At 38.5% G+C, this 12140-nt stretch carries 14 protein-coding genes and 1 pseudogene; 9 read left to right on the top strand and 6 right to left on the bottom strand.

All coding sequences use genetic code 11. The features are described 5' to 3' along the window. Positions 1 to 5: 5 nt before the first annotated feature. From RM552_RS15710 to RM552_RS15690, 5 genes are all read right to left on the bottom strand, one after another. On the bottom strand, positions 6 to 983 hold the full coding sequence (locus tag RM552_RS15710; RefSeq protein WP_311369824.1) for a hypothetical protein: 978 nt from the start codon (positions 981 to 983) through the stop codon (positions 6 to 8). A gap of 12 nt (positions 984 to 995) precedes the next feature. Beyond that, positions 996 to 1700 carry a hypothetical protein gene (locus RM552_RS15705; RefSeq protein WP_311369823.1) on the bottom strand — a complete coding sequence of 235 codons (705 nt, stop codon included), beginning with the start codon at positions 1698 to 1700 and terminating at the stop codon, positions 996 to 998. Further along, positions 1693 to 2241, bottom strand: a complete 549-nt coding sequence (locus tag RM552_RS15700; protein WP_311369923.1) for an RNA polymerase sigma factor — start codon at positions 2239 to 2241, stop codon at positions 1693 to 1695. The genes RM552_RS15705 and RM552_RS15700 overlap by 8 nt, the downstream gene beginning before the upstream one ends. Before the next feature lie 83 nt (positions 2242 to 2324). Further along, entirely contained in the window at positions 2325 to 4097 is a 1773-nt protein-coding gene (locus RM552_RS15695) for a 2Fe-2S iron-sulfur cluster-binding protein (protein WP_311369822.1), read from the bottom strand. Positions 4098 to 4182: 85 nt separating this feature from the next. Continuing rightward, entirely contained in the window at positions 4183 to 4920 is a 738-nt protein-coding gene (locus RM552_RS15690; protein WP_311369922.1) for a helix-turn-helix domain-containing protein, read from the bottom strand. Positions 4921 to 5133: 213 nt separating this feature from the next. Between RM552_RS15690 and RM552_RS15685 the strand changes: the two genes are divergently transcribed. From RM552_RS15685 to RM552_RS15645, 9 genes and pseudogenes are all read left to right on the top strand, one after another. Next, the gene (locus RM552_RS15685; RefSeq protein WP_311369821.1) at positions 5134 to 5580 is read left to right on the top strand and encodes a hypothetical protein; all 447 of its coding nucleotides are present in this window, start codon (positions 5134 to 5136) and stop codon (positions 5578 to 5580) included. Positions 5581 to 5619: 39 nt separating this feature from the next. Further along, positions 5620 to 6474: a DUF2145 domain-containing protein gene (locus tag RM552_RS15680; RefSeq protein WP_311369820.1), complete on the top strand. Its 855-nt coding sequence runs from the start codon at positions 5620 to 5622 to the stop codon at positions 6472 to 6474. 32 nt (positions 6475 to 6506) lie between these two features. Further along, positions 6507 to 6917: pseudogene (gene yiaA, locus RM552_RS15675) on the top strand (inner membrane protein YiaA); the annotation flags it as partial. Between the two features lie 285 nt (positions 6918 to 7202). Next, positions 7203 to 7415 carry a hypothetical protein gene (locus tag RM552_RS15670; protein ID WP_311369819.1) on the top strand — a complete coding sequence of 71 codons (213 nt, stop codon included), beginning with the start codon at positions 7203 to 7205 and terminating at the stop codon, positions 7413 to 7415. Between the two features lie 67 nt (positions 7416 to 7482). Further along, a complete protein-coding gene (locus RM552_RS15665) occupies positions 7483 to 9036 on the top strand; it encodes an N-acyl-D-amino-acid deacylase family protein (protein WP_311369818.1) in 1554 nt (517 codons plus the stop codon). Positions 9037 to 9055: 19 nt separating this feature from the next. Then, positions 9056 to 9499: a helix-turn-helix transcriptional regulator gene (locus tag RM552_RS15660; RefSeq protein ID WP_311369817.1), complete on the top strand. Its 444-nt coding sequence runs from the start codon at positions 9056 to 9058 to the stop codon at positions 9497 to 9499. Positions 9500 to 9642: 143 nt separating this feature from the next. Then, a complete protein-coding gene (locus tag RM552_RS15655) occupies positions 9643 to 10167 on the top strand; it encodes a DUF4199 domain-containing protein (RefSeq protein WP_311369816.1) in 525 nt (174 codons plus the stop codon). A gap of 4 nt (positions 10168 to 10171) precedes the next feature. After that, positions 10172 to 10510, top strand: a complete 339-nt coding sequence (locus RM552_RS15650) for a VOC family protein (RefSeq protein WP_311369815.1) — start codon at positions 10172 to 10174, stop codon at positions 10508 to 10510. A 222-nt stretch (positions 10511 to 10732) separates the two neighbouring features. After that, positions 10733 to 10933, top strand: a complete 201-nt coding sequence (locus RM552_RS15645) for a PLDc N-terminal domain-containing protein (protein ID WP_311369814.1) — start codon at positions 10733 to 10735, stop codon at positions 10931 to 10933. 13 nt (positions 10934 to 10946) lie between these two features. On the opposite strand, the gene RM552_RS15640 is transcribed toward RM552_RS15645, so the two are convergent. Beyond that, on the bottom strand, positions 10947 to 12131 hold the full coding sequence (locus RM552_RS15640; RefSeq protein WP_311369813.1) for a JmjC domain-containing protein: 1185 nt from the start codon (positions 12129 to 12131) through the stop codon (positions 10947 to 10949). Positions 12132 to 12140: the final 9 nt, after the last annotated feature.

Raw genomic sequence — 12140 nt, 5'->3', positions numbered from 1 at the left:
TTAGTTTAAAAATCGTAAACCGTCGCTTTGGCTAACAACTCTTTCACTTTAATTTTATCTTGTACGCAACGCTTAATTTCTTTAAGCGGAAACACATAAATCCGGTCTTTACTTTCCCAATTGGTAGAAGCATTAAAATTGCTGAGTACAAAACTCACATTCTCATCTTCAGGCAAAGCACGCAAGCCACCACCAAACCGACACAAATTATCAGCAATATCTTGTTCAAAGGCACTCAAAAACAACTTACTAGCGGCAATCTCGTTTTTTTGTTGTTCTTCCAGTTTCTTTTGCATCTCTAGTTTCAACTTATTGGCATTGGCATTTAATTCTTTCTGTTGTTGTGTAAACTCTTTCGCTTTTTTTTCTAGCGCTTTTGTCATTTCTTTGATTTCTTTTTTTCTTTCCTCAGAAGCCGACCTCAACTCAAAATTCAAATCTCTGAGTTGGCGTTGATAATCACGCAATTGCCACTCAGTATCGCGCATGGTTTGTTGTACTTCACGAATACGATTGCTTGAGTTTTCAGAAGCTAACATTTGTTTTTCTTCTAAGCCCCTTGCGATCGCTACTTGCTGTTCCCCTAACAATCGACTTTCTGAACGCGATAATACTGCAGGAAAAGCAGGTGACTCAGGCGGACTTGAAGGAGCCGAGTTACCATCAAAAAATGCACGAAACCGGGTTACAGATTGAGAAGTCGCTATCTCAAATACTACACCCTGCTTAGCTAAATACTGAGCGGTGAGCGATCTAAATTGAATCGATTGATCTTTATTCTCTTGCTTTAATGACGTACTTAATACGCTATCCATAATCTCTAGTTCTTTAGCAATTTCTTTAAAATCTGTCGCAAAGGTAAAACTGGTAGTGCATAAACTGGTTAACAATAAAGCCCATTTTGCCGCTCCTAGTCTTTTGTTGCTTGATTTTGTAATAAATGGTCCTGTATTGCCTGTAGTTGACTTAGTAAAAATATTCATTGTCATTACCTCTTATTCATTATTAATTGAAAGCGCAGAAACCGGCACAATAGGGTTTGAAAATTGCCCCGTACTTGCACTTATTTCATCTTGTAATTCACTAATTTGACGCGCATAAAATACTTGATCGTCTTGACGTTGCTGATTAATAAACTTGATAAATTCAGCAAAATCTTCACGGCGTTCTTGCCTACTGGACGTCAAAACATATTCTGTTAATTGGGAACTGCTTTGTTGTTGTTGGTCTTGCAAAGCGTCAAGGTATTGAGCTAATAATGCTTGATTATCTTGCTGGTAATCATTCACTCTCTGGCTAACTTCTTTATCGACTTTCGCAGCGACTATATTTTCAATTTCAGAAGGTGATAAACCCTTTCCAAATCCAAATGAAAATCGTCCTTGCTGATACTCCATATTAAATCCTGTAACAATCAACAAAATTGCAAAGACTGAACATGCCATTGAAGCAAGCGGCAAACCTTGCCACTGCCACCAAGCTACTTTGGGCTTAAAATTGAAACTTGCTTCACGATGCCAGTCGGGGGCCGGCTCTGCCTCATCAGTTTCACTCATTAAGCTAAATGTATTTGCTCTCTCAACCTGTTTGGCAAATTCCTTATCTTGTAAACAGACTTGCTCAAATTGCTTCTGTTGTTCAGGCCCTAAACGCCCTTCTAACCAACTTGCTAATAGTTTAATTTTCTCTTCTTCAGACATGCCCTACCTCCATACCGCTCTTTAGTTTTCCCAGAGCAGCATACAAACGTGTTTTAACCGTATTAGGTGAAATACCTAGTTGCTCGGCAATTTCATCAAAGGTGAAATGGCCAAAAAATTTTAGTTCTACCACCAATCGTTGATTAATCGGTAAACTCTGCATTGCGCGATGTATATCTTGTTTAGATTCACGTGCTTGCATGTACGACTCGGGAGAATATTGATAGTGAGATTCAGGAATATCAGGCGCTTCATCTAAACTAATATTTGGCTGTCTACGCCTAAAAAAGTCCATACACCTGTAATGCGCTATTTTAAAAATCCAGCCCTTAAACGACCCTGAACTTTGAAAATTATGTAGGCTATTAAATACTGATAAAAAGATTTCTTGCAAAAGGTCTTTGGCGTCGTCACTGCTACCCGTCATGCGCACAGCATAATTGTAAATAGCGGTCTCATGCCGTGATAGCAAAGTAAACCACGCTTTTTTATTACCTTTTAAGGCTTTTTCAACCAGCTTCTCGTCACTTTGAGAAAACACTAACATTCACCCACTTTTATTCTCTTGGTAGTAATGTCGAGTGTGTTCAATAAATAGTTCTATTTTCTTAATACTTTTTTTTACTATTTAACATAAACGCTAACACCTGACACTCCATTGACCTTATGTTGGCAGGCCAACCGTACACCTTGATCAAGCTCAATTTGGGATAATAGTGCCTTTTCTCTATCGTTAGGCTCAGGCGGTGTAGAGGACAAGAAAGTACAACGCCCACAGGTGCCACCTCCACCACAATTAGCGGTGGTTAACTGCTTAGAAGCTATAAGTGAGTCGAGCAATAAAGTTGAACCGCGGTCTTGACGTAAATATAGCCACAATAATGATAACAACCAAGCTAAACCCGAAAGGCTGAGCGCAAGCGCGAATATCGACATTGTTTTAATAAAGACATTATTAAACGCACCTTGCTTCGGGTTATGCGGTAAATAATCCATAAAATGGAGCATTAGTAACAAGTTGCGCCATCGAGTAGTATCGTTAACGTGTGCAATTAAATCGCCATTGTCGGCATTAAAGTAAATCGCTGTATTGTGATGGTCAGCTAATTTAACTTGCCATACCCTATTGTATTCATTAGGTAAATCATCGATGGGGGGAACAAGTAACACAGGATCAAGCGATTGTTGAGTGACTTCTTGTGCCATTGAGACTTTGTAGTCCCGATCAATACTTTGCCAAGCTAATTCAACAAGCATTTGTTCATTAAGTGGCTCGGCATCGCCAGTACTTGTATTGAACAATTCAAAATAGGCAGGCCAATAAGAGTGACGACCTTTTTTATATTGAAGCTGATACAACCATTGATTATCACGCTCACGCAATGATACAACTTGCACAAGTTCAGATATATCCAGTAAGTTTAATAGACTTGTGTGACTTAATTTTTCGGTATTCAAAAATGTTTTAGGCTTTTCATGAACCCAAGTTGCTGTTGCCTTACCCGATGCTAAATCGTAGTCTACTTGACCTAATAAAAAGCCGCTTACCATCCAAATTAACAGTTGAATCAATACAATCAAGGCAAACCACTTGTGAGTTTTCTTGATGAAGTTTTGTATTCGAGATGTATAGCTAATACTCTGATTTGGCCTTATTATTTTTGATGTCAATCTGCTTGTGACTGTGTATAAACGCAAGCGAAGCGTTAACAAAACAAAACCGGCTAATACCGCTATAAAAGATAAGACTGTGGCGAAAATGAGTAAGTTGTTGCCAATATCTTCGCCCTCAGAATAATCCATGATGTGCAGCCGCCAAAATAAATCAAATATGCGCCATCTGTTATGTCGGACATATTCTACTTCACCATTATTTTGACCAATGTAAATAGTGGTGCTATCCCAGTCTTTTAATTCAATTTGCCACAATGGTAGGCTTCGTCCGCTAATCTCTTCAGGTACAGAATCTGTAAGTAAGTTTATGTTTTTTATATTGTTATCAAAAAATGACTGGGGTTTGTCAATGACAAAAGGCAAAAGTTCTTGTATTTCAGATGATGACAATGGTGAGATTTTTTCTCCATTTGTCGCATCGAGCATTATTGTTTGAGCAAACTGCTTGAATAAATAAACAGGCTTATCGCCCAACATTTTTAGCTTAATATTAGTCGCTTTAGGGAAAGCAATGGCTAATTCAGAAATAGGATAACTCTGTGGTCCGAGCCCTGTTAGCACAGGGGGTGACTGCAGCCATTCGTCACCATGAATGCTATGAATATTCAACCACACCATATAAGTGCCACTTGCCGCCCATATAAATAACTGGATACCGACTATTGCCATTAAATAGCGATGAGCTTTTCTAGTTTGACGAGTGAATTGGTGTAGGCCTTTCACGTATTGTATTTATCCTTCGACTTTAGAGTCTGTTGATAATTGCGTTTGCAATCACATGCTAGCAAATGTTACCAAACATCTTAAGTTATTTATTTCGTTTCATTTTTTCAAATAACGAAGGTTCCCACGGACGCATGGCTAGCAACAATCCCATGTGCTGACGCTGATGCAAAGGCAAAGATTGATCTTCTTGATTTAACTGTGCTGCCTCTTGTGTGATTTGATTAAGCTTACGCTGAATAATATCTACCGATGTTTGCGAGTAGCGTCCACGCAAATAAAATCGAAAGGTCCAAGGCTCATTTTGTTTAGGTGCCATAAATTTCACCATGACTTCTTGCTGCATAAATGTTTCTAAGGCCCCTCCTGGTATCCATCTAAAATCTTGTGCAATTAGTGAGTGATACAAGTTATTAGGCAACAATTCGATAATTTTTATTTTGTCTAACTGCGCCAGCAATTGAATACATTCAAAAGAATCAATATCGTAATAATCGATAATTTCTTCAAAAGTCCAACCATCTCTAACGCAAACTGCGATCAATAATAATTTGGGGTTAGCAAGAAGCTGTTTTTCCTGTTCGTCGGTAAGCTGGCTGATTTTTTTACTTTGTTGTTGAGCAATGCTGAACAAGTTAACCAATGAAATACCAATCAGCTCACAAATTTGTTCTAAACGTTCAAGCGTAAAACTGTGAGTTGAAAAAATACGCTTAATATTTGCCTCGCTCATATCGAGGGCTAAGGCGATATCTTTGTATGTAAGCTGATGTTGTTTTAACAAGCGTTTCAAAGTGTCGCTAACTTGGGCTATTTGGCTAATAAATTACTCGCTTTTTCGTATGTGACTTATTTGTATTTTACTTAATTGTATTTCCGTATTTGTATTTGCGCATTTGTAAATCACGTATCTAAATCAATTTAGTATACAAATAATATACTTTCAGTTAAGTAAAAGTATACATCACACATTCAGGTTTACAATAAAAATACTAGTGTTTAATGTTAATGCGTGTTTTAACAAAAGGGAAACATCATGAATATTAAAAAAATCGTAGTGCTTGCTAGCTTATCTATCTTGAGCCTGCCTTCTTTTGCCGAAGCTGGTTCTGTCGAACATAGTGGCCAAGCAAGCAAACATAGCGTTTTGGCTATTACCGATGGCGTGGGTTCGATTACCAAAGTAAGCAGTGCTGTGGTGGCATCACCTGTATTAGTTGTTGGCGGACTGAGTTTAGCTGCCGGCAGCGCTGTCAACTCTGCTGGCGAGTCTTTAGCTAACAATGCGCAAAATGTATCGGGACATCATCATGGCCACAATAAGGCACTTGTAATCACTGAAATCACTATTACCGCCGACCCAGCACCAAATGTTGTGATGCAAACGCCTACAGTAAAAAAGGATGAGAAAATCATAACGCATACAAGTGAAGAAACCACCGTGAAAACCAAAAAAACGACCATCACTGAAGCAGAGCACTAATCAGCAATAACTGCTCAATTAATATTAAGGAAGCATCTTATGAACCGCAAATCAGTCATTTTGTGCCTTGTCACTTTTTTCAGTGTTAGTTTTGCAGCACTTAATTCAGGGTCAGCGCACGCTGGTAGTCAACAGACGCCCAGTGCTATGCATCAACCCGAAGAAATCGCAGTTTTTGCGAAGTCTGTAGAAAAATATGCCGCATCGAAAGGTGCACGTGCTTTCATTATTGCCAGAGTGGGCCGCCCAGCCGAAGATTTGCCTAAAGGGATTCAATATACGCATACTGCTATAGCAGTATATTCAGCAATTACCTTGCAAAGCGGCGAAATAGTCAACGGTTACGCTATACACAACCTTTATCAAGACAGTGACGATAAAAGCAGAAGCGTTTTGATGACAGACTACCCTGTCGACTTTTTTTGGGGAGCATATGAGTTAAAAGCAGGTATTGTGATACCAACTCCTGCCCTGCAAAGTAAATTAATTGCGGCTATTAACGAAGGCAAAAATAAGACATTACACAACCCAAAATACTCAGTGCTGGCAAGCCCTTTTAATAGTATGTATCAAAATTGCACAGAACATACCTTAGATGTCATTAACGCGGCAATATACAACACTACTAATACAGCACAAATAAAGTTAAATACGAGCGCGCATTTTGATGCACAGCGAGTCCATACAAGCCGCTTTAAGTTATTTCTTGGCGCGACTTTCATGGACGACATCACTACTCGTGATCATAAAGGGCGAGTCAAAACAGCGACTTTCACTAGTATTGCAAACTACTTAGATAAATTTGACTTGTCGGAGCAAGTAGCAACCTTAAGACCAAGCAACAAGCCAAATAAGCCCTATGCACTTGATGTTACTGGATTGTCATCTCTATAAATATTGAATCAAATTTTTAAGGAATAAATTTTATGAATACTTTACACAATGAAAATACAACAAGAGTTGAAGGCCCTACAAAGGCGTTTCGAATAGCAGCACTAGCAACACTGCTCATTGGCAGTTTGTCATACTGCATAGGCTTGGTAAACGCCGACATGATGTTAAACGAAAAAGGTTATTATTTAATATCTCTATTATTCGGTTTGTTTTCTGCAGTCTCAGTACAAAAGTCGGTTCGTGATAAAGTAGAAGGCATAAAAACATCGAAGATTTATCATATAATGGCATGGATTGCCGCTGGAAGCGCCATCGCATTGTTATGTGTTGGACTATACAACGCCGAATTGCTACTAAGCGAAAAAGGCTTGTTTGGTATGGCATATATTTTGAGTTTATTTGCGGCTATTACGGTTCAAAAAAACGTGCGTGATACACAGTCCATCAACCGTTTTGATGAAAAAAGCAGCCCTTTTAATAAAGCAAAACCTACTGGCTCAAAAAAAACTAGCGAGGTTTCTATTCAACAAAGAAATGGTCAACTAGAAAGTGAGCAACAACAGAATACCCAAGAGAACTCAAGCCCGTGGGCGCATAGTTAACAAGCTAAATTTTATCAAAAATTAAGTCTCATTCTAAAAGTGCCGATATCTGTAATTAGGTATAGGTACTTTTAGTCAAATAGCTAAGCAAAAACGAAAAGATAAAGCTATTGTTGAGGAGCAAACATGTCACTAATAATTAAGGATAAAATCAGCCTTGCTAATTATTTTTCATTTATGCTGGTGTCGACCATTATGATGTTGGGTATTGTAGTCGCATCTATGTCGATGCCGATGAATAAAGCTATTATTTCTGTAGTGTTTACTATTTTAAGTTTAATTGCTTTGGGCTCTAGTTATAGGATCATGAGTTTAACCCTCCCCAAAATTGATAATTAGCAGAACTTTACACGAGCATTTCTGCGGAGTAGTCTGGTACTAAATCTTTATAAACGAAAGTACCTCTATGATTCGTATCGCGTTACTTCTCTTATTGCTGACGGCGTTTGACGTAGCTTATGCTGAATCTGATAGAGCAATCTATATTATTGAATCAGCCTTGGTATACGACGGCAGTGACAACCCGCCTGACACTAAAAATATCGGAATATGCGACGCTCGAATATGTGATATTTCAAAGCTGTCGCACTCACAAATAAATAATGCTATGCGCATAGATGCTAAAGGCCTTATTTTGAGTCCTGGTTTTATAGACCCACATACGCACTCCCACAGCGAACTAAAAAGCAAAGACTTAAATTCAAACCTGAACTATTTATTCCAAGGTGTCACAACGGTAGTAAACGGTAACGACGGCGGCGGTCCGGTAGATATTGCTGAAGCTCTTAATGGCCTAAATCAGAATGGTATTGGCACTAATTATGCCTTTTTTGTCGGCCATGGTAGCCTCAGAGAGGTTGTAATGGGTACCAAAAAACGTTTTTCTACAACAAATGAACTTAAGCAGATGGAATTGTTGCTAGAGACCGCTATGCAACAAGGCGCCCTTGGACTTTCGTCAGGCCTTTATTATGTGCCAGGTAGTTATGCTGAAACATCCGAAGTGATTGCTTTAGCCAAAGTTGCTGCTAAACACGGCGGTATCTACGATACACATTTACGCGACGAGAGCACCTTTAATATAGGTTTTATTCCTGCACTACAAGAAGCCATTGATATTGCAAAAGCGGCTAATATCCATTTACATGTTGCCCACATAAAGGCGCTTGGCGTAGATGTGTGGGGGCAAAGCAAACAAGCTATTACGCTTATCGAAAAAGAACAAGAAAAAGGCACTCGCATTACCGCTGATCAATATCCATGGCAGGCATCAGGCACAAATATTAGAAGCGCATTGGTTCCCAAATGGGCGATGGCAGATTCAAATGACGCGTTTTTGGCTCGTCTTGAGGACCCTAATTTACGGTCCAAAATCAATCTACAAATTGCCGATAATATCCGTCGTAGGGGCGGCGGCGATAGATTGTTAATTACCGCTGCTAAGGACTCAAGTTGGGAAGGACAAACCTTAGCTCAGCTTGGTCAACTATGGCAAGCATCCGAAGTTGACAGTGTTGTCAAAATGGTGAAAGAAAGTAGACGCACACGGGTAGCGTCATTCAATATGCAAGATGACGACATTCAAGCCTTTATGCAAAAAGACTGGGTAGTAACATCGTCTGATGGAACCAATGGTCATCCAAGGAAATATGCGAGTTTTCCGCGTAAGTATCATCATTATGTGAAAGAACTTGAATTGATTTCTGAAGCCGACTTTATCCATAGAAGCACGGGTAAAACAGCATCTATTTTAGGCATTAAAGAACGTGGGTATATCAAAAACGGCTACAAGGCAGATATTGTTATTTTTAATCCAAGCACTTTCCGAGGACTTGCTAATTTTCAAAATTGGAATACATTGAGTCAGGGTGTTGAATATTTATTTGTTAATGGCCAACTTGCTATTGATAAAGGTAAAAGCACAGGAGTATTAGCGGGTGAATACGTTGCCAGAAAGTAGCGTGTAATTTGAGCTAGATATGAAAAAGATAATATCAAAATTACGTCGTTTACCTGTTGTCATTAAGTATGGCTTAATTTTAAGTGCTGGACTCATTGTTATAAAAACAATTGAGTACCAGTTGTTTTCTTTCAAATTTAGCGTTGAACTGTATTCAAGTCTAATTGCGACTTTCTTTTTGTTGGTTGGTTTAGCTGTTGGTTATAGCCTAATGAAAAAACAGAATAAATCGAGTACACAGACTGAATTAAAAAGAACAGAAATAGAAGCTTTGACCACACAAGAAAGAGCTATGTTACGAGGGTTAATGGAAGGTCTAAGTAACCAAGCCCTAGCTGATGCAAATTATGTGTCGGTAAATACAATTAAAACACACTTAAAAAGCTTGTATCGTAAATTGGGTGTTTCGAACAGAGCGCAAGCAGTGGCTAAATCAAAAGAGCTGAAAATAATTTCTAATTAAATTCAATCCCTTATGAGATTTTTTGCTATATCTCTGTAGCACCTCCCAAATAAGCTAAATATGCTATTTCACCCATTTTTCACCCCTACAATTAAATTAACTAAGGTATGATAAAAGTGTTAATTGACAAAAAGGGACACATTTTGAAAACGTATATTTCCAAATATGGGCTTATCTATGGCCTCGCATTAGCAATCGGTTTTTATGCAAGCTATTTGATGATAGGCAATTCAAGCGAAGATTACACAAAAAGTGAGATTGTTGGCTATAGTGTGATGATACTCAGTTCGCTGAGTATTTATTTTGCTATTAAAGCGTACAAAGATTCTATGCCCAATCAAGCAATGACTTTTGTAAAAGGTCTACAAATAGGTGGAGCGGTTAGTTTTATAGGTTCGTTTGTGTTTGCCGTGTACAACTGGTTATTTGTCAATGTACTTGAACCGGATTTTATTGAGGCATACATCCAATACTCTGAAAAGCAAATTAGAGAAAGCGGCGCAAGCATTGAAACAATAAACCTGCAATTACAAGAACTAAGTGCATATGCAGAGTTGATGGAAAGCGAAGTGTTTTATTTGTTTATCATGTTTATGACGGTGTTTGTGATTGGGGTGTTTTTTACTCTTGCAAGTGCCGCTATTTTGAAAACTAAAATAGAAGGATAAAATAATGGATTTAGGCCAATTTTCAGTAAGTTTGACAGTTAAAGATATTGTGAAATCAAAAGCGTTTTATGAGGACTTAGGTTTTAAAACTCATGAAGAATGTGGTGGCATAGAAGAAAAATGGTTGATATTACAAAAAGACACGGTCGTAATAGGGCTATTTCAAGATATGTTCGAAAACAACATTATGACCTTTAACCCTATTGATGTTAGGGCTATACAGGCCGATTTAAAAGCTAAAGGGCATGCTATGGATGTTGAAGCTGAAGGAGAATCTGGACCAGCTCATTGCATATTAAAAGACCCTGATGGCAATGTAATTATGTTTGATCAGCACATGTAAGGCGCAAGTGTTTGCGCCTTAATGGCAGTGCGAAATAGACGAAGAGTTAGTTATTTTCGCTAAAGTAAAACATGCTAACAACATAGGCTTAAACATATCTTGTTGTTTTATATGGCGTTTTTACTTGGCACCTAATTTGCAATCCTAAATTACTAATAACACTATGCTATTGGTAGTTATCCTTAAATTCGGATAACTCAATCATTTTGTAGGAGTAAAATCATGGAAATTATTTTAGGCTTTTTCTTGTGTGCTATCGCCGCTTTTATCTGGTTAATTCCAGTGGTCGCTATTTTTGCTTCAGACCGCACTTCAGGCGGTGAGAAAGCAGCTTGGTTATTAGCAGTAATATTTGTTTCTTGGTTTGCTTGGATTTTTTATCTGTTGTTAGCACCCTTAAAAAGTCGAGCGCTAAGGCATTAATGTTTACTGGCAGCTAATCAAGTATTGGCTGCCAATAACCAAGATTAATCAGTTCCAGCAACAAATTGTGCCACTCTTGTTTGTCATTACTGTTATCGCTATCTAAATTCATCTTGGTATATTTATGCTCAAGTAAGGCTTGCGCCTTTGCTCGCAGAGTCTTCTCAACACAAAAGCTATGCCCATCAATAAAAAATGTAAAACCTTCCTCTCTTAATTGCTCAGAATACAAAGGACGCACCCCCGGCATTCTTTCAATAATCGTATCTTGTTGACACAATAAAATAAGGTCATGCATTAAATATTCAGTAGAAGCTTCTATGTAGGGTAATTGTTGACGAGATAAACTTTTCAATAATATATTGTCGAGCGTATCGCTGCTCAAACGGTTTACGATTAGCTGTTTAATGCGCAGTACTTCTGAGTTTGACACCAGTCCACTTGGCGCATCGATTGAGCGCAAAGTACTTAAATTAGGATCAGAATAGCGTGTTTGTTCACCACTTAAATCTTCTTCATCCAGCAACGCTGTCAGCACTTCAAGGTCAGTCGGGGCTCTAAATCCAATTGAATAATTTAAGCAATTCTCTAGCGCAAGCCCATTATGTGGATGTTTTGGCGGAATATAAACCGCATCTCCCGGCGCTAGTATTTCATCGATTACCGGAACAAAACCTTTTATTTGTTTTAGTAAAGGATGTGGCATGAGGTTTTCTTGTTCGTTTTCGCTTGGCAAGCCAACCTGCCAACGTCGAGAACCTTTACCTTGCACAATAAAAACATCGTATTCGTCTATATGAGGGCCAACACCAGCTTGTGCAGTAGAAAAACTGACCATTACATCATCCATACGCCAATATGGAATAAAAGCCACAGATTCAGTCAATTCCTCAATCACCGGTATGCATTTATCAACACCTTGAACCAACAAAGACCATGCACCTTTACATATTTCAGAATAGTCAACAAATGGGCCTTGCTCAACACTCCAATCGGTACTTCCATCAGCCTGAATGTTTTTACTAACAATACGGCTGTCTACACCGTTTTCTTGTGCCAAACCAGCAAGATCATGCTCATCTATAGGGTCCTCAAAATTGCCTATAAATTGCTTAATCACACAGGGCTTTTTTTGCCAAAATTCCTGTAAAAAATGAGCTGAATTGAATTCCGTCAACACATACATATTGTTTTTCATGCTAATAGT

The organism is Glaciecola petra (assembly GCF_031846345.1).
Classification (GTDB): domain Bacteria; phylum Pseudomonadota; class Gammaproteobacteria; order Enterobacterales; family Alteromonadaceae; genus Glaciecola; species Glaciecola petra.
The sequence above is the reverse complement of the archived record's forward strand: the minus strand, read 5'-3'. Positions and strand labels throughout refer to the sequence as shown.

Excerpts from the sequence above, each read along its gene's own strand:
- RM552_RS15710 (WP_311369824.1), bottom strand. The coding sequence starts at position 983 with ATGAATATTTTTACTAAGTCAACTACAGGCAATACAGGACCATTTATT.
- RM552_RS15705 (WP_311369823.1), bottom strand. The coding sequence starts at position 1,700 with ATGTCTGAAGAAGAGAAAATTAAACTATTAGCAAGTTGGTTAGAAGGG.
- RM552_RS15685 (WP_311369821.1), top strand. The coding sequence starts at position 5,134 with ATGAATATTAAAAAAATCGTAGTGCTTGCTAGCTTATCTATCTTGAGC.
- RM552_RS15680 (WP_311369820.1), top strand. The coding sequence starts at position 5,620 with ATGAACCGCAAATCAGTCATTTTGTGCCTTGTCACTTTTTTCAGTGTT.
- RM552_RS15670 (WP_311369819.1), top strand. The coding sequence starts at position 7,203 with ATGTCACTAATAATTAAGGATAAAATCAGCCTTGCTAATTATTTTTCA.
- RM552_RS15665 (WP_311369818.1), top strand. The coding sequence starts at position 7,483 with ATGATTCGTATCGCGTTACTTCTCTTATTGCTGACGGCGTTTGACGTA.
- RM552_RS15660 (WP_311369817.1), top strand. The coding sequence starts at position 9,056 with ATGAAAAAGATAATATCAAAATTACGTCGTTTACCTGTTGTCATTAAG.
- RM552_RS15650 (WP_311369815.1), top strand. The coding sequence starts at position 10,172 with ATGGATTTAGGCCAATTTTCAGTAAGTTTGACAGTTAAAGATATTGTG.
- RM552_RS15645 (WP_311369814.1), top strand. The coding sequence starts at position 10,733 with ATGGAAATTATTTTAGGCTTTTTCTTGTGTGCTATCGCCGCTTTTATC.
- RM552_RS15640 (WP_311369813.1), bottom strand. The coding sequence starts at position 12,131 with ATGAAAAACAATATGTATGTGTTGACGGAATTCAATTCAGCTCATTTT.